Origin of the sequence: Lelliottia sp. JS-SCA-14 (genome assembly GCF_035593345.1) — a bacterium.
Taxonomy (GTDB): domain Bacteria; phylum Pseudomonadota; class Gammaproteobacteria; order Enterobacterales; family Enterobacteriaceae; genus Enterobacter; species Enterobacter wanjuensis.
Genome location: NZ_CP141606.1, coordinates 1,423,839 through 1,440,484, shown reverse-complemented (window position 1 = coordinate 1,440,484; position 16,646 = coordinate 1,423,839). Strand labels below are relative to the sequence as shown.

The window sequence follows — 16,646 nt, the reverse complement described above, 5'->3', positions numbered from 1 at the left end:
CCGTGTGCAGAGAGGGGCTTATGAAAACCAAAAAAGCGGTGTTTATTGAAGGGCATATCATCGAAAGCCGACGGCTCGGCGAAACCTGTCACCCTTTCTGCATCCACAGCGTGGTCTTCAGCAATGGTAAATATGCCATCGTGCGCGAGGCGTCAGGCGTGTGCTTTCAACCGGGCGATACCCTCGAGCGCAACAACGCCGAGTGGTTTTTCCACGACGCAAAAATACATCTGCTGCCTTTTCAGTACATTAAAGAGAACGAATCCCGCAGGCAGTTATCGGAATATGAAACCTGATCCTGTGTGACCCGGCTAAAAACGTCAATTCACGCCACCTTCTGCGCAGACAGATAAGGGCTGTTTTGACGCGGGCGTTTGGGCTATGCTATGCGGATCTGAAATACCACATCCATTGGCTACGTTTGTAGCTGTATTGAGAACAGGACCACTGGCTGCCATGCAAGAGCAATACCGCCCGGAAGAGATAGAATCGAAAGTCCAGCAACACTGGGACGAGAAGCGTACCTTTGAAGTCACTGAAGACGAGAGCAAAGAGAAGTATTACTGCCTGTCGATGCTTCCCTATCCTTCTGGTCGACTACACATGGGCCACGTGCGTAACTACACCATCGGCGATGTGATTGCTCGCTACCAGCGTATGCTGGGTAAAAACGTTCTGCAGCCAATCGGCTGGGATGCGTTTGGCCTGCCTGCTGAAGGCGCGGCGGTGAAAAACAACACTGCCCCTGCGCCGTGGACGTACGACAACATCGCCTACATGAAAAACCAGCTCAAAATGCTGGGCTTCGGTTATGACTGGAGCCGCGAGCTGGCGACCTGCACCCCGGAATATTACCGCTGGGAGCAGAAATTCTTCACCGAGCTGTACAAAAAAGGCCTGGTGTACAAGAAAACTTCTGCCGTGAACTGGTGCCCGAACGACCAGACCGTTCTCGCGAACGAACAGGTTATCGACGGCTGCTGCTGGCGCTGCGACACCAAAGTTGAGCGTAAAAAGATCCCACAGTGGTTTATCAAAATCACCGCTTACGCCGACGAACTGCTGCGCGACCTGGATAATCTGGACCATTGGCCAGATACCGTTAAGACCATGCAGCGCAACTGGATTGGCCGTTCTGAAGGCGTCGAGATCACCTTTGACGTGCAGAACAGCGATCAGAAACTGACCGTCTACACCACCCGTCCTGACACCTTCATGGGTTCCACCTACCTGGCCGTGGCCGCGGGTCATCCGCTGGCACAGCAGGCGGCGGCAACGAACCCTGAACTGGCTGCTTTCATCGACGAATGCCGCAACACCAAAGTGGCCGAAGCCGAAATGGCGACCATGGAAAAACGTGGCGTCGCGACCGGCTTTAACGCTATTCACCCGCTGACCGGTGAAGCGATCCCGGTTTGGGCGGCAAACTTCGTGCTGATGGAATACGGCACCGGCGCTGTGATGGCGGTTCCCGGCCACGATCAGCGCGATTACGAATTTGCGACCAAATACGGCCTGAACATCAAGCCGGTTATCCTGGCGGCAGACGGTTCTGAACCGGATCTCTCCGAGCAAGCGCTGACCGAAAAAGGCACCCTGTTCAACTCCGGCGAATTTAGCGGCCTGAGCTTCGAAGAGGGCTTCAACGCCATCGCTGACAAACTGGCTGCGCTGGGCGTGGGCGAGCGTAAAGTGAACTATCGTCTGCGCGACTGGGGTGTTTCCCGTCAGCGTTACTGGGGCGCGCCAATTCCGATGGTGACCCTGGAAGACGGCACTGTGATCCCAACCCCTGAAGATCAGCTCCCGGTGATCCTGCCGGAAGATGTGGTCATGGACGGTATCAGCAGCCCAATCAAAGCCGATCCTGAGTGGGCAAAAACCACCGTTAACGGTCAGCCTGCCCTGCGTGAAACCGACACCTTCGATACCTTTATGGAATCGTCCTGGTACTACGCGCGCTACACTTGCCCGCAGTATCAGGAAGGGATGCTGGATTCCAAAGCCGCCAACTACTGGCTGCCAGTGGATATCTACATCGGCGGTATCGAACACGCGATCATGCACCTGCTCTACTTCCGCTTCTTCCACAAACTGATGCGCGATGCGGGCCTGGTGAACTCTGATGAGCCAGCCAAACAGCTGCTGTGTCAGGGCATGGTTCTGGCGGATGCGTTCTACTATCTCGGCGAAAACGGCGAGCGTAACTGGGTCTCTCCGGTTGACGCCATCGTTGAGCGCGATGAGAAAGGTCGTATCGTAAAAGCGAAAGACGCGGCAGGTCATGAGCTGGTGTATACCGGCATGAGCAAAATGTCGAAGTCCAAAAACAACGGCATCGACCCGCAGGTGATGGTTGAGCGCTACGGCGCAGACACCGTGCGTCTGTTCATGATGTTTGCGTCTCCAGCGGATATGACCCTGGAATGGCAGGAATCTGGCGTAGAAGGCGCGAACCGCTTCCTGAAACGCGTCTGGAAACTGGTTTACGAGCACACCTCTCAGGGTGAGGCTCCGGCGCTGAACGTGGCGGCCCTGAGCGAAGATCAGCAGGCGCTGCGTCGCGATGTTCACAAAACTATCGCTAAAGTGACCGATGATATTGGTCGTCGTCAGACCTTCAACACCGCAATTGCGGCTATTATGGAACTGATGAACAAACTGGCGAGAGCCCCGCAGGAAGGCGAGCAGGATCGTGCCTTAATGCGTGAAGCTCTGCTGGCTATCGTTCGCATGCTGAACCCGTTCACCCCTCATGCCAGCTTTACCCTGTGGCAGGAGCTGAAAGGCGAAGGCGATATCGATAACGCACCGTGGCCGGTTGCCGATGAAGCCGCTATGGTTGAAAACACCACGCTGGTGGTGGTTCAGGTTAACGGTAAAGTGCGCGGTAAAATTACTGTTGCCGTCGATGCAACGGAAGAACAGGTTCGTGAACGCGCAGGCCAGGAACATCTGGTGGCGAAGTACCTTGATGGCGTTACCGTGCGTAAAGTGATCTACGTACCGGGTAAACTGCTGAATCTGGTCGTTGGCTAAGCGCGGGAGGAAACGTGCGACAACTGGCAACAATACTCTTATCTCTGGCGGTGCTTGTCACCGCTGGTTGTGGCTGGCATCTGCGCAATACCACGGCAGTGCCCGCTCAGATGAAAACGATGATCTTCGATTCCGGGGATCCGAACGGTCCATTGAGCCGGGCGATTCGTAACCAGCTGCGCCTCAATGGCGTGGAGCTGATCGAAAAAGGCACCTTGCGTCAGGATGTGCCGTCCTTCCGTGTCCTGAGCTCTGTACTGAGCAAAGACACGGCGTCCATCTTCCAGGATGGTCGTACGGCGGAATACCAGATGGTGATGTCGGTGAGTGCTGCCGTGCTGATCCCGGGTAAAGATATTTATCCGATCAGTACCAAAGTCTATCGTTCGTTCTTTGATAACCCACAAACTGCGCTGGCGAAAGATGCTGAGCAGCAAATTATCATCAACGAAATGTACGACAAGGCGGCGGAACAGCTGATCCGTAAACTGCCAAGCATTCAGGTCGCCTCGAAAGAGACCAGCACGGAACACTCTGTTCCGCTGGACACCACGCCGCAAGTTACCGGAACCCTGGGTAACTAATGGTTCGGTTGTATCCTGAACAACTCCGCGCGCAGCTCAATGAAGGGCTGCGCGCGGCGTATCTGCTTCTCGGAAACGATCCCCTTTTACTTCAGGAAAGCCAGGATGCCGTGCGCCAGGTGGCCGCGACTCAGGGCTTCGATGAACATCACGCCTTCCAGATAGACAACAGCACCGACTGGCAGACGATCTTTTCCCTGTGCCAGGCGATGAGCCTGTTTGCCTCTCGCCAGACGATTTTGATCCAGCTGCCGGATAACGGCCCGAACGCGGCGATCAACGAACAGCTCGCCACGCTGGTCACGCTTCTGCATTCAGATTTACTGCTGATCGTGCGCGGGAACAAACTCACCAAAGCGCAGGAAAACGCCGCCTGGTTTACCCAGCTTGCGACGCATTCCGTGCAGGTGACCTGCCAGACGCCCGAACAGGCGCAGCTGCCAAAGTGGGTCGCGGTACGCGCGAAGCAACATAATCTGCAGCTGGATGACGCCGCCAATCAGCTGCTCTGTTACTGCTACGAAGGGAATTTACTGGCCCTGGCGCAAGCGCTGGATCGTCTGTCTCTTCTGTGGCCGGACGGCAAACTGACCCTACCGCGTGTCGAACAGGCGGTGAACGATGCGGCGCACTTTACCCCGTTCCACTGGGTCGATGCGCTGCTGGCAGCAAAGAGCAAACGCGCGCTGCATATTTTGCAGCAGCTGCGGCTCGAAGGCAGCGAACCGGTGATTTTACTGCGCACCCTGCAGCGCGAACTGCTGCTGCTCAACACCCTGAAACGCCAGTCGGCCAGTACGCCGTTGCGCGCGCTGTTTGATAAACATCGCGTCTGGCAAAACCGCCGCGCCATGACCACCGAAGCCGTCAACCGCTTAAGCACCGAGCAGCTTCGCCAGGCGGTTCATCTCCTGACGCGCGCCGAACTGACGCTCAAGCAGGATTACGGTCAGTCGGTCTGGGCCGAGCTTGAAAGTCTTTCTCTGCTGTTGTGCCATAAGGCACTGGCAGACGTCTTTATTGATGGTTGATATGAGTTCTTTACAGGCGCTGTACGGCGGCACGTTCGACCCGGTTCATTACGGTCATCTCAAGCCGGTGGAAATTCTGGCGAATCTAATTGGCCTGCAGCGCGTGATCATCATGCCGAATAATGTCCCGCCGCACCGCCCGCAGCCGGAAGCGACCAGCGAACAGCGCAAAGCGATGCTGGAACTGGCGATTGCCGACAAGCCGCTGTTTCAGCTCGATGAGCGCGAACTGCGCCGCGATACGCCGTCGTATACCTCGCAAACCTTGCAGGAGTGGCGCGCCGAGCGCGGCCCGACCCAGCCGCTGGGGTTTATCATCGGCCAGGATTCGCTGCTGAATTTCCCCTCCTGGCATCAATACGAAACCATTCTGCAGAACAGTCATCTTATCGTCTGCCGCCGTCCGGGCTACCCGTTGACCATGAAGGAAGAGCAGCACCAGGAGTGGCTCGACACCCATTTGACGAACAACGTGGAAGATCTTCACACCCTGCCCGCCGGTAAAATTTACCTGGCCGAGACGCCGTGGTTTGATATCTCCGCGACCCTGATTCGCGAGCGTCTCCAGCAGGATTTATCCTGCGACGAACTGCTGCCCGCGCCGGTGCTCGACTATATCCATCAGCACGGTTTGTATCAGAAAAGCGCAGATGAATAAGGTGATACGCGAAAATTCAGGTAATTCACCGCCCTGCCATTGACAGCCCTTTTCAGGCTGATATCCTCCGCAGCCTGACTTCCTGCCAGTCGTTACCTTACAGAAATTGTTTTACAAAAATGGCGATGCATTGTCAGGCCGGGGATGGGATGATACCCGCCTTAAAAAGTCCGTCAGGTGACATTTGTCCCGACACAGCCGTCAGTTAAGGTATACTGCCGAGCTATCCATTTAATCGTTGCTCAACTTCACTCACCAGGGGGAAAACTTGCAGGGTAAAGAACTCCAGGATTTTGTTATCGACAAAATTGATGACCTGAAAGGTCAGGACATCATCACTATCGACGTTCATGGTAAATCCAGTATCACCGACTGCATGATCATTTGCACCGGCACTTCCACTCGCCACGTTGCCTCTATCGCTGACCATGTGGTTCAGGAATCACGTAAAGCCGGTCTGATGCCTCTCGGCGTAGAAGGCGAAGCCATTGCTGACTGGGTTGTTGTTGACCTCGGCGATGTGATCGTTCACGTCATGCAGGAAGAGAGCCGTCGTCTGTATGAGCTGGAAAAACTCTGGGGTTAATGCGTGAAGTTGCAACTGGTAGCCGTCGGCACGAAAATGCCGGACTGGGTACAGACGGGTTTTACTGAATATCTGCGTCGTTTTCCCAAAGACATGCCGTTCGAACTGGTGGAGATCCCAGCAGGAAAGCGCGGCAAAAACGCGGATATCAAACGTATTCTCGAAAAAGAGGGTGAGCTCATGCTGGCGGCCGCTGGCAAGAACCGCATTGTCACCCTCGACATCCCAGGCAAACCCTGGGATACGCCGCAGCTGGCGCACGAACTGGAGCGCTGGAAGCAGGATGGCCGTGACGTCAGTCTGTTGATTGGCGGTCCCGAAGGGTTGTCCCCCGCCTGCAAAGCGGCCGCAGAACAAAGTTGGTCCCTCTCCGCGTTGACACTGCCCCACCCGCTGGTTCGGGTACTGGTGGCAGAAAGCCTGTATCGCGCGTGGAGCATTACTACCAACCACCCTTATCACCGTGAGTAATGATTGACCAGGGCAAATTAAGCAGCGGATGAAACTACAGAATTCTTTTCGCGACTATACGGCTGAGTCCGCGCTGTTTGTGCGCCGGGCGCTGGTCGCTTTTACCGGGATTTTGCTGCTGTCTGGCGTACTTGTCGCCAACCTCTACAATCTGCAAATCGTCCGCTTTACCGACTATCAAACGCGCTCCAACGAAAACCGTATCAAGCTGGTGCCCATCGCGCCAAGCCGCGGCATTATCTACGATCGTAACGGCACGCCGCTGGCGTTAAACCGCACCATCTACCAAATCGAGATGATGCCGGAAAAAGTCGATAACGTGCAGGATACGCTGGACGCCCTGAAAGGCGTGGTCGATCTCACCGATGATGACATCGCCGCCTTCAAGAAAGAGCGCGCCCGTTCGCACCGCTTCACCTCCATCGCCGTTAAAACTAACCTCACGGAAGTTCAGGTCGCCCGCTTTGCGGTGAATCAGTACCGCTTCCCCGGCGTTGAGGTCAAAGGCTATAAACGCCGCTTCTACCCTTACGGCTCCGCGCTGACGCACGTCATCGGCTACGTCTCCAAAATTAACGATAAAGATGTCGACAGGCTCGATAAAGACGGCAAGCTGGCGAACTACGCTGCGACGCACGATATCGGCAAACTCGGCATCGAGCGCTTCTACGAAGACGTACTGCACGGGCAGACGGGCTATGAAGAGGTTGAAGTCAACAACCGTGGCCGCGTTATCCGTCAGCTGAAAGAAGTGCCGCCGCAGGCGGGTCACGATGTTTATCTGACGCTGGATCTCAAGCTCCAGCAGTATATCGAAACCCTGCTGGCGGGCAGCCGTGCGGCAGTGGTGGTGACCGATCCGCGCACCGGCGGGATCCTGGCGCTGGTCTCAATGCCAAGCTACGACCCGAACCTGTTCGTGGATGGTATCTCCAGCAAAGATTACTCCGGCCTGTTGAACGATCCGAACACCCCGCTGGTGAACCGTGCGACTCAGGGCGTTTACCCGCCAGCGTCCACCGTGAAACCTTACGTTGCCGTCTCTGCGCTGAGTGCGGGCGTCATCAATCGCAACACCAGCCTGTTTGACCCAGGCTGGTGGCAGTTGCCGGGCTCGGAAAAACGCTACCGCGACTGGAAAAAATGGGGCCACGGCCACCTGAATGTCACCAAATCCCTGGAAGAGTCGGCGGATACCTTCTTCTATCAGGTCGCCTACGACATGGGGATCGACCGCCTGTCGGAGTGGATGAGCAAATTTGGCTACGGCCATTATACGGGCGTGGATCTGTCGGAAGAGCGTTCCGGCAACATGCCAACCCGCGAGTGGAAGCTGAAACGCTTTAAAAAGCCGTGGTATCAGGGTGATACCATTCCGGTCGGTATCGGCCAGGGCTACTGGACCGCTACGCCAATCCAGATGAACAAAGCCATGATGATCCTCATCAACGACGGCGTGGTGAAAGTGCCACACCTGCTGATGAGTACCGTCGAAGATGGCAAACAGGTGCCTTGGGCACAGCCGCACGAAGCGCCGGTGGGTGATATCCACTCCGGCTTCTGGGAAATTGCCAAAGACGGGATGTACGGCGTTGCCAACCGTCCGAACGGGACCGCGCATAAGTATTTTGCGGGCGCTCCGTACAAAGTGGCGGCCAAATCCGGTACTGCTCAGGTCTTCGGCCTGAAAGCCAACGAAACCTATAACGCACATAAAATTGCCGAGCGTCTGCGCGACCATAAACTCATGACCGCCTTTGCGCCTTATGATAATCCGCAGGTCGCGGTGGCGATTATTCTCGAAAACGGCGGCGCTGGCCCGGCAGTTGGTACTATCATGCGCCAGATCCTCGACCACATTATGTTGGGCGACAACAACACCGAACTGCCGGCTGAAACCCCAGCCGCCGCTGCGGCGGAGGACCAATAATCATGACGGATAATCCAAACAAGAAATCGCTGTGGGATAAAATCCACATCGACCCGGCCATGCTGCTGATCCTGCTGGCATTGCTGACTTACAGCGCCCTCGTTATCTGGAGCGCCAGCGGCCAGGACATCGGCATGATGGAGCGCAAGATCGGCCAGATCGCCATGGGCCTGGTGATCATGGTGGTGATGGCGCAAATCCCGCCGCGTGTGTACGAAGGCTGGGCGCCCTACCTCTATTTCATCTGTATTATTTTGCTGGTCGCCGTGGATGCCTTCGGGGCGATATCAAAAGGTGCGCAGCGCTGGCTGGATCTCGGCATTGTGCGTTTCCAGCCCTCGGAAATTGCGAAAATCGCCGTCCCGCTGATGGTCGCGCGCTTTATCAACCGCGACGTCTGTCCGCCGTCGCTGAAAAATACCGCTATCGCGCTGGTACTCATCTTCCTGCCGACTCTACTGGTCGCGGCGCAGCCTGACCTCGGAACGTCGATTCTGGTCGCCCTCTCCGGTCTGTTCGTGCTGTTCCTGTCGGGCTTAAGCTGGCGCTTGATCGGGATTGCGGTGGTGCTGGTGGCCGCCTTTATCCCGATACTGTGGTTCTTCCTGATGCACGACTATCAACGTCAGCGCGTCATGATGTTGCTCGATCCGGAAACCGATCCGCTGGGCGCGGGCTATCATATTATTCAGTCTAAAATTGCGATTGGCTCAGGTGGTCTGCGCGGCAAAGGCTGGCTGCACGGCACGCAGTCGCAGCTGGAGTTCTTGCCGGAACGCCACACGGACTTTATCTTTGCGGTTCTGGCCGAAGAGCTGGGTCTGGTCGGGATCCTGATTTTGCTGGCCCTCTACCTGCTGCTGATCATGCGCGGCCTGTGGATTGCCGCGCGCGCGCAGACCACCTTCGGTCGCGTGATGGCGGGCGGGTTGATGCTGATCTTATTCGTTTATGTCTTCGTAAATATTGGTATGGTGAGTGGAATTCTGCCTGTCGTGGGCGTCCCGCTGCCGCTGGTGAGCTACGGAGGCTCGGCACTGATCGTGTTGATGGCCGGGTTTGGGATAGTGATGTCTATCCACACCCACAGAAAAATGTTGTCCAAAAGCGTATAACAATAAGGGGATCGCCATGCGTAAGCAGTGGCTGGGTATCTGCATCGCAGCAAGTTTACTTGCAGCTTGTTCCAGTGATGATGGTCAGCAACAGGCGACCATCGCACCGCCGCAGCCTGCGGCCTGTACCGGTCCGGTAGTTGAAATCAGCGGCGCGGACCCTGTCTTCGAACCGCTGAATGCAACCGCGAATCAGGATTATCAGCGCGACGGCAAGAGCTATAAAATCGTTCAGGACCCGTCTCGCTTCAGCCAGGCCGGGTTTGCCGCCATTTATGACGCAGAGCCGGGCAGCAACCTGACCGCCTCCGGTGAAGCCTTCGATCCGATGCAAATCACCGCCGCGCACCCGACGCTGCCGATCCCAAGCTATGTGCGTGTCACTAACCTCGCCAACGGTCGTATGATTGTGGTGCGCATTAACGATCGTGGCCCTTACGGCAACGACCGCGTGATTTCCCTCTCCCGCGCGGCCGCCGATCGTCTGAATACCTCAAACAACACCAAAGTGCGCATCGACCCGATTATCGTGGCGCAAGACGGTACGCTGTCTGGCCCGGGAACCGTGTGTACGACGGTGGCGAAACAAACTTATGCCCTGCCCGCCCGTCCGGATTTGAACAGCGGAATGGGTAGCGCAACCTCGATGCCGCAAGACGCCACGCCGCAGAGCAATGTCCGCGCTATCAGCAACGATACGCTGAAAAGCGACGATTCTATGGGTGCGCCGGTAAGCAGCAGCGGTTTCCTGGGCGCACCGACGACGCTGGCCTCTGGCGTGCTGGAAGGCAGCGAGCCGACACCTGCACCGGTGGTGGCTCAGCCCGCGCCGGTCACTGCGCCTGCGACCAACGCCGTCACCCCACCTGCGGCGACCTCTGGCAGCGGCAATTTTGTCGTTCAGGTCGGTGCGGTGAGCGATCAGGCGCGCGCGCAGCAGTATCAGCAGCAGCTGAGCCAGAAGTTTGGCGTGCCGGGGCGCGTTGAGCAGAACGGGGCCGTCTGGCGTATCCAGATGGGGCCCTTTGCCAGCAAGTCGCAGGCCGCTTCATTGCAGCAGCGTTTGCAAAATGAAGCTCAGTTACAGTCGTTTATCGCTGTTGCGAAGTAATTAATCGGCGGTATCCGAATTGTCAGCTTGTGTAACCAACGTTCACAAACTCACGCTGAAAGTCGGATGCCTGCCTGTATAGCTTTTGCTATAGTAAGGCACTTTTTTTAATTCCATCACGGATGTCGTAGTTCTGACCATGAAGACCACTCTCTCCGCTCGATTTTTGCAGCGCATGGCGCTGACCACGGCCCTTTGCGCAGCCGCTTTTTCAGCCGCTCACGCCGATGACCTGAACATCAAGACCATGATCCCTGGCGTTCCGCAGATTGACGCGGAATCCTACATCCTGATCGACTACAACTCCGGCAAAGTGCTGGCAGAACAGAACGCTGATTCGCGCCGTGATCCTGCGAGCCTGACCAAAATGATGACCAGCTACGTCATCGGCCAGGCAATGAAAGCGGGTAAATTCAAAGAGACGGATCTCGTCACCGTGGGTAACGATGCCTGGGCAACCGGCAACCCGGTGTTCAAAGGCTCTTCCCTGATGTTCCTGAAACCAGGCATGCAGGTGCCGGTTTCTCAGCTGATCCGCGGTATCAACCTGCAGTCCGGTAACGACGCCTGTGTGGCGATGGCCGATTTCGCAGCCGGTAGCCAGGACGCCTTCGTGGGCCTGATGAACAGCTACGTTTCCGCCCTGGGCCTGAAGAACAGCCACTTCCAGACCGTTCACGGCCTGGACGCAGACGGTCAGTACAGCTCCGCGCGCGATATGGCGCTGATTGGCCAGGCGCTGATCCGCGACGTGCCGAACGAATACACCATCTATAAAGAAAAAGAGTTCACCTTCAACGGCATCCGTCAGACCAACCGCAACGGTCTGCTGTGGGATAACAGCCTGAATGTGGACGGCATCAAAACCGGCCATACGGATAAAGCAGGTTACAACCTGGTGGCATCCGCAACCGAAGGCCAGATGCGTCTGATCTCCGCCGTGATGGGCGGTCGTACCTTTAAAGGTCGTGAAACTGAAAGTAAAAAACTGCTGACCTGGGGCTTCCGTTTCTTCGAAACCGTGAACCCACTGAAAGCCGGTAAAGAGTTCGCGTCAGAGCCGGTGTGGTTTGGCGACAACGATCGCGCGTCCCTGGGCGTAGATAAAGATCTCTACCTGACCATTCCTCGTGGCCGCATGAAAGACCTGAAAGCCAGCTACGTGCTGAACACCAGCGAACTTCACGCGCCATTGCAGAAAAACCAGGTGGTGGGCACCATCAACTTCCAGCTGGACGGCAAAACCATCGACCAACGTCCGCTGGTGGTGCTGGATGAAATTCCTGAAGGCAATTTCTTCGGCAAAATCATTGATTACATTAAATTGATGTTCCATCACTGGTTTGGTTAAAAATTGAGCACTTGAAAGTGTGATTTTGATCCCCATATACTAGGTATCCTGATAACTCCCACCCGCACGTGGGAGTTATTATTTTTTTGATGTAATGCCGGAGCTGACATGAAAACCAAACTTAACGAACTGCTTGAATTCCCTACCCCGTTTACTTACAAAGTAATGGGTCAGGCGTTGCCGGAGCTGGTTGACCAGGTGGTTGAAGTGGTACAGCGCCATGCGCCGGGTGACTACTCTCCGACGGTAAAACCAAGCAGCAAGGGCAACTACCACTCGGTTTCCATCACCATCACGGCCACGCATATTGAGCAGGTCGAGACCCTTTACGAAGAGCTCGGCAATATCGACATCGTCCGTATGGTGCTGTAGTCCCCTCGTGGTTACCCGCTTTGCCGGGTAACCCGCTTCCCCTCTGTGATATACTTCTCCCCACCTTAAGTCGCTACCTCCCCCGGAGTTGCTGTTTTGTATCAGGATAAAATTCTTGTCCGCCATCTCGGGCTGCAACCTTATGAGCCTGTCTCTCAGGCTATGCATGATTTCACTGACTCACGCGATGAGACGACCCCCGACGAGATTTGGCTGGTCGAGCACCTGCCGATTTTCACCCAAGGCCAGGCGGGTAAAGCAGAGCATGTGCTGGTTCCCGGCGATATTCCCGTTATTCAGAGCGACCGCGGCGGCCAGGTGACCTATCATGGGCCGGGCCAACAGGTGATGTATGTCCTGCTGAACCTGAAACGCCGCAAACTTGGTGTTCGCGAGCTGGTGACCCTGCTGGAAAATACGGTGGTTAACACTCTGGCAGAATACGGCATCGACGCGCATCCGCGTGCAGACGCACCGGGCGTGTATGTCGGAGAGATGAAGATCTGTTCGCTGGGTTTACGTATCCGCAAAGGGTGCTCATTCCACGGTCTGGCGCTCAATATCAATATGGATCTTTCGCCTTTCCTGCGCATCAATCCCTGTGGCTACGCGGGAATGGAAATGACTCAAATGGGTCAGTGGGTAGAAAATGTCACCCCCGATATTATTCGCCCAAGGCTTGTCAGTAATCTTTTAGCGCTGCTAAACAATCCACCACACGAATATATTACCGCTTAATATATTATACATACTGGTCCATTTATTTGATGGACCTTCACCTATTTCCCGCTTTTTGGCTTTACAATAATCCATTGTTTCTATATTTTCGAAGCGCTTGAGCAGGTTTACTTATTTTGCCGCGTTTAATTTCAGTGCGTGAATACCACCTTGCGAATTGACCTTCACTTGATTGAAAATTACTCAGCTAGTTGATTTTCTTAAACAATTGAAATCCACAAAATACTTTACCGATCACAACAAGCACAATATATAAATTCAACTATCATTCATATTGTGAATGAATACGGAGTGAGAGCGTGGATTATAATAATTTACCAGCTAAACGACTGAATGAGCCCGGTGGCCAGGACAAGCCGCAAGTGTTTCGGACTTTACGTAATATTGACCTCAATTTATTGACGATCTTTGAGGCAGTATATGTCCACAAGGGTATCGTTAATGCTGCGAAAATTCTTAATCTCACCCCGTCAGCAATTAGTCAGTCTATTCAGAAATTGCGCGCCATATTTCCTGATCCGCTGTTTATTCGTAAAGGTCAGGGCGTCACGCCAACCGCTTACGCCACGCACCTCCACGAGTACATCAGCCAGGGCCTGGAGTCGATTCTCGGTGCGCTGGATCTCACCGGCAGCTATGACAAACAGCGGACAATCACCATCGGCACCTCGCCTTCCGTTGGCGCAATGGTATTACCAATTATCTATCAGGCCGTGAAGCGTGAAGCGCCTCAGCTCCTGCTGCGCAACATTCCGGTTCTTGACACGGAAACTCAGCTTGCGCAGTTCCAGACCGATCTGATCGTCGACAGCAACGCCATTGGCGCCCGCTCGTTGGCGCACAGCGTGCTTTATGCCGACGGGCTGCTGCTGGTCTGCCGTAAAAACCATCCGGCGCTCAACCATCCAGCGACCGCTGAGAATTTGCGCGAGCACGAATACGCGCTGTTCATGAACGACGGGCAGAACCTGAATCAGCTCCATCTGCGCATCAACGAGCTCTTCCCGGACCGCCAGATTAGCTTCAGCAGTTACAATATGTTCACGATTGCCGCGCTGATAGGCAGCAGCGATATGCTGACGATTATGCCTTCGCGCCTGTTCGGCCTGCTCCGTCAGTGCTGGCCGCTGGACCAAATCCCCTATGCACCACTGAATGCGGAATCTATTGAGATCTCGCTGCATTACAATAAACTGAGCCTGCGCGACCCGGTTCTGGAGAATGTGATTAATATTATCCGCCAGGCGTTTTAACGCTGCCCTTCCTCGCAGGTCCGCGCCCCGCAGGGGGCAAAGGGCACAAAACAACAACTATTTTACAATTTGGCGACCTCACAGGCTGCTTTATCGCCCTTATCAATGATATACTGCCTGTCGTTCGTTCAAAAATAGTTGATAAATACAACATTCCCTTGAATTGAAACGCTTTCCCTCGAATTTCGCAACTGGAACACGCACGCTATGAGTAAACCCATTGTGATGGAACGCGGTGTTAAGTACCGCGACGCCGATAAAATGGCCCTTATCCCGGTTAAAAACGTGGCTACAGAGCGCGAAGCGCTGTTAAGAAAACCGGAATGGATGAAAATCAAACTTCCGGCTGACTCGTCACGCATCCAGGGTATCAAAGCGGCGATGCGTAAGAACGGCCTTCACTCCGTCTGTGAAGAGGCCTCTTGCCCTAACCTTGCGGAATGTTTCAACCACGGTACGGCCACCTTCATGATCCTGGGCGCGATTTGCACCCGTCGCTGCCCGTTCTGCGACGTGGCACACGGTCGCCCGGTGGCGCCAGACGCCAATGAGCCACTGAAGCTGGCTCAGACCATTGCCGACATGGCGCTGCGCTACGTGGTGATTACCTCCGTTGACCGTGACGATCTCCGCGACGGCGGTGCTCAGCACTTTGCTGACTGCATCAGCGCCATTCGTGAGAAAAGCCCAACCATTAAGATTGAAACTCTGGTGCCTGACTTCCGTGGTCGTATGGATCGCGCGCTGGATATTCTCACCGCTACCCCGCCAGACGTCTTTAACCACAACCTGGAAAACGTGCCGCGCGTATACCGTCAGGTGCGTCCGGGTGCAGACTACAACTGGTCGCTGAAGCTGCTGGAACGCTTTAAAGAAGCGCATCCGCACATTCCAACCAAATCAGGTTTGATGGTCGGTCTGGGTGAAACCAATGCCGAAATCATCGAAGTGATGCGCGATCTGCGTCGTCATGGCGTGACCATGTTGACCCTGGGCCAGTATCTGCAGCCGAGCCGTCACCACCTCCCGGTGCAGCGCTACGTCAGCCCGGATGAGTTCGATGAGATGAAAGCCGAAGCGATGGCGATGGGCTTCACCCATGCCGCCTGCGGCCCGTTCGTTCGCTCGTCTTACCATGCCGATATGCAGGCGAAAGGCGAAGAAGTGAAGTAATAATTTATTACACTTCAGGCATAAAAAAACCGGCTATTACGCCGGTTTTTTTCTTTCCAGAGATCTGGAAGGAATAGCCATTACTCTTTGTGCGACAGCTTCTCAGCCGGGACTTCATCATCTGCGGTTTTCTTCGCAGAAGAATCATCGTCATTCATCGCTTTTTTGAAGCCTTTAATGGCGGTACCCAGGTCTCCGCCCAGCGTACGTAACTTCTTGGTACCAAACAGCAGGACGACCAGCGCCGCAACTACCAGCAGTTTAGTAATACTAATCTCACCCATAGATACCTTCTTCACATAAAACAGGCTGCAAACAGCGCCAGAAAACCTGATGTTATTAACGGATATTCGACGCGCGCACACAATAGCAATCTGTAACAAGGTGAATCAAGCTCTGATGAAAAAAACATCACAATAATTGCGGTGGCGCAAAGCGTCGGTTGTTAAGAACCGGCAATTGCCGCCGCGCTTGTGTCACCCGCTCGCGGTCAATTTCAGCCATCAGCAAGGCCGGGGCTTCTGCCGCCGCGGCAATAGTCACACCCAGCGGGTCGATAACCCGGCTCTGACCGATATTCTTGTTACCACACTCTCCCGCCGCGACGATATAGCAGGTGGTGTCCAGCGCCCGCGCCGCCAGTAGCGTTGCCCAGTGATGCTCTTTGAGCGGCCCTTTGACCCACGCGGCAGGCAAGACCAGCACTTCCGCTCCCGCCAGGGCCAGATTCAGCGCCATCTCCGGGAAGCGCAAATCGTAGCAGGTCATCAGCCCCAGCCTGAACCCTCCGACGTCAATCAGCGGCGGGATCTGGTGGCCCCGATCGACCAGCCGTGATTCCTGAATACTAAACGCATCATAGAGATGGAGCTTGGCGTACTGTTCAATGACTTTCCCTTCGCGCAGCACCACCAGCGTATTCGCCGCCCTGCCCGGCGTCGTCGGCACATGGACGGTCAGCACCGTGGTGAGATCATTGCGAAGGCTTTCTGCCAGCAGCCGCTGCAAAAAACCGCCCTCAAGAGATTGCGCAGACTTTACCGAGAGATCCGGATCGTTGTCATCACGCGCCAGCAGCGCTTCAGGCAGCACTAAAAGCGCTGCTCCCTGACGTGCCGCCTGTGCCATTAAGGCGACGCACTGGCGGGCATTCTCTTCCCAGTCAGCCGTTACCGCGAACTGCCCAACCGCAACATACATATTTTCCCCCAGCATCAGTTAGCGATACACTTAA

At 55.3% G+C, this 16,646-nt stretch carries 17 protein-coding genes; 15 read left to right on the top strand and 2 right to left on the bottom strand.

Features of this window, described 5'->3' with window-relative positions:
* Positions 1-20 precede the first annotated feature (20 nt).
* From U9O48_RS06765 to lipA, 15 genes are all read left to right on the top strand, one after another.
* The gene (locus U9O48_RS06765) at positions 21-296 is read left to right on the top strand and encodes a hypothetical protein (protein ID WP_285148738.1); all 276 of its coding nucleotides are present in this window, start codon (positions 21-23) and stop codon (positions 294-296) included.
* Between the two features lie 160 nt (positions 297-456).
* The gene (leuS, locus tag U9O48_RS06760) at positions 457-3,039 is read left to right on the top strand and encodes a leucine--tRNA ligase (protein ID WP_324723918.1); all 2,583 of its coding nucleotides are present in this window, start codon (positions 457-459) and stop codon (positions 3,037-3,039) included.
* A 14-nt stretch (positions 3,040-3,053) separates the two neighbouring features.
* Complete coding sequence (gene lptE, locus U9O48_RS06755) at positions 3,054-3,623, top strand: LPS assembly lipoprotein LptE (RefSeq protein ID WP_282493787.1); 570 nt, start codon at positions 3,054-3,056, stop codon at positions 3,621-3,623.
* Positions 3,623-4,654, top strand: a complete 1,032-nt coding sequence (gene holA / locus U9O48_RS06750; protein WP_285148734.1) for a DNA polymerase III subunit delta — start codon at positions 3,623-3,625, stop codon at positions 4,652-4,654. Before lptE ends, holA begins: the two co-directional genes overlap by 1 nt.
* Positions 4,647-5,312: a nicotinate-nucleotide adenylyltransferase gene (nadD, locus tag U9O48_RS06745; RefSeq protein ID WP_285146630.1), complete on the top strand. Its 666-nt coding sequence runs from the start codon at positions 4,647-4,649 to the stop codon at positions 5,310-5,312. The genes holA and nadD overlap by 8 nt, the downstream gene beginning before the upstream one ends.
* A gap of 268 nt (positions 5,313-5,580) precedes the next feature.
* Positions 5,581-5,898 (top strand): ribosome silencing factor, encoded by a 318-nt coding sequence (gene rsfS / locus U9O48_RS06740; RefSeq protein WP_282493790.1) that lies wholly within the window; start codon positions 5,581-5,583, stop codon positions 5,896-5,898.
* Between the two features lie 3 nt (positions 5,899-5,901).
* On the top strand, positions 5,902-6,369 hold the full coding sequence (gene rlmH / locus U9O48_RS06735; protein ID WP_014069327.1) for a 23S rRNA (pseudouridine(1915)-N(3))-methyltransferase RlmH: 468 nt from the start codon (positions 5,902-5,904) through the stop codon (positions 6,367-6,369).
* Between the two features lie 28 nt (positions 6,370-6,397).
* Positions 6,398-8,299, top strand: a complete 1,902-nt coding sequence (mrdA, locus tag U9O48_RS06730) for a peptidoglycan DD-transpeptidase MrdA (RefSeq protein WP_282493791.1) — start codon at positions 6,398-6,400, stop codon at positions 8,297-8,299.
* A 2-nt stretch (positions 8,300-8,301) separates the two neighbouring features.
* The gene (mrdB, locus tag U9O48_RS06725) at positions 8,302-9,414 is read left to right on the top strand and encodes a peptidoglycan glycosyltransferase MrdB (RefSeq protein ID WP_282493792.1); all 1,113 of its coding nucleotides are present in this window, start codon (positions 8,302-8,304) and stop codon (positions 9,412-9,414) included.
* A 16-nt stretch (positions 9,415-9,430) separates the two neighbouring features.
* Positions 9,431-10,525: an endolytic peptidoglycan transglycosylase RlpA gene (gene rlpA, locus U9O48_RS06720; protein ID WP_282493793.1), complete on the top strand. Its 1,095-nt coding sequence runs from the start codon at positions 9,431-9,433 to the stop codon at positions 10,523-10,525.
* A 139-nt stretch (positions 10,526-10,664) separates the two neighbouring features.
* Positions 10,665-11,876, top strand: a complete 1,212-nt coding sequence (gene dacA / locus U9O48_RS06715; RefSeq protein ID WP_282493794.1) for a D-alanyl-D-alanine carboxypeptidase DacA — start codon at positions 10,665-10,667, stop codon at positions 11,874-11,876.
* Positions 11,877-11,984: 108 nt separating this feature from the next.
* Complete coding sequence (ybeD, locus tag U9O48_RS06710) at positions 11,985-12,248, top strand: DUF493 family protein YbeD (protein ID WP_003022706.1); 264 nt, start codon at positions 11,985-11,987, stop codon at positions 12,246-12,248.
* Positions 12,249-12,344: 96 nt separating this feature from the next.
* On the top strand, positions 12,345-12,986 hold the full coding sequence (gene lipB, locus U9O48_RS06705) for a lipoyl(octanoyl) transferase LipB (RefSeq protein WP_282493795.1): 642 nt from the start codon (positions 12,345-12,347) through the stop codon (positions 12,984-12,986).
* 299 nt (positions 12,987-13,285) lie between these two features.
* Positions 13,286-14,239, top strand: coding sequence for a YbeF family transcriptional regulator (locus tag U9O48_RS06700; protein ID WP_282493796.1), 954 nt, complete (start codon positions 13,286-13,288; stop codon positions 14,237-14,239).
* 207 nt (positions 14,240-14,446) lie between these two features.
* Positions 14,447-15,412, top strand: coding sequence for a lipoyl synthase (lipA, locus tag U9O48_RS06695; protein ID WP_282493797.1), 966 nt, complete (start codon positions 14,447-14,449; stop codon positions 15,410-15,412).
* 80 nt (positions 15,413-15,492) lie between these two features.
* Here the strand turns inward: lipA and tatE are convergent, their stop codons facing one another.
* Both tatE and U9O48_RS06685 read right to left on the bottom strand, forming a co-directional pair.
* Positions 15,493-15,696: a twin-arginine translocase subunit TatE gene (gene tatE, locus U9O48_RS06690; protein WP_095281210.1), complete on the bottom strand. Its 204-nt coding sequence runs from the start codon at positions 15,694-15,696 to the stop codon at positions 15,493-15,495.
* Positions 15,697-15,823: 127 nt separating this feature from the next.
* Positions 15,824-16,612 carry a deaminated glutathione amidase gene (locus U9O48_RS06685; RefSeq protein ID WP_285148731.1) on the bottom strand — a complete coding sequence of 263 codons (789 nt, stop codon included), beginning with the start codon at positions 16,610-16,612 and terminating at the stop codon, positions 15,824-15,826.
* Positions 16,613-16,646: the final 34 nt, after the last annotated feature.

Excerpts from the sequence above, each read along its gene's own strand:
- U9O48_RS06765 (WP_285148738.1), top strand. The coding sequence starts at position 21 with ATGAAAACCAAAAAAGCGGTGTTTATTGAAGGGCATATCATCGAAAGC.
- leuS (WP_324723918.1), top strand. The coding sequence starts at position 457 with ATGCAAGAGCAATACCGCCCGGAAGAGATAGAATCGAAAGTCCAGCAA.
- holA (WP_285148734.1), top strand. The coding sequence starts at position 3,623 with ATGGTTCGGTTGTATCCTGAACAACTCCGCGCGCAGCTCAATGAAGGG.
- nadD (WP_285146630.1), top strand. The coding sequence starts at position 4,647 with ATGGTTGATATGAGTTCTTTACAGGCGCTGTACGGCGGCACGTTCGAC.
- mrdA (WP_282493791.1), top strand. The coding sequence starts at position 6,398 with ATGAAACTACAGAATTCTTTTCGCGACTATACGGCTGAGTCCGCGCTG.
- mrdB (WP_282493792.1), top strand. The coding sequence starts at position 8,302 with ATGACGGATAATCCAAACAAGAAATCGCTGTGGGATAAAATCCACATC.
- rlpA (WP_282493793.1), top strand. The coding sequence starts at position 9,431 with ATGCGTAAGCAGTGGCTGGGTATCTGCATCGCAGCAAGTTTACTTGCA.
- dacA (WP_282493794.1), top strand. The coding sequence starts at position 10,665 with ATGAAGACCACTCTCTCCGCTCGATTTTTGCAGCGCATGGCGCTGACC.
- ybeD (WP_003022706.1), top strand. The coding sequence starts at position 11,985 with ATGAAAACCAAACTTAACGAACTGCTTGAATTCCCTACCCCGTTTACT.
- lipA (WP_282493797.1), top strand. The coding sequence starts at position 14,447 with ATGAGTAAACCCATTGTGATGGAACGCGGTGTTAAGTACCGCGACGCC.
- tatE (WP_095281210.1), bottom strand. The coding sequence starts at position 15,696 with ATGGGTGAGATTAGTATTACTAAACTGCTGGTAGTTGCGGCGCTGGTC.
- U9O48_RS06685 (WP_285148731.1), bottom strand. The coding sequence starts at position 16,612 with ATGTATGTTGCGGTTGGGCAGTTCGCGGTAACGGCTGACTGGGAAGAG.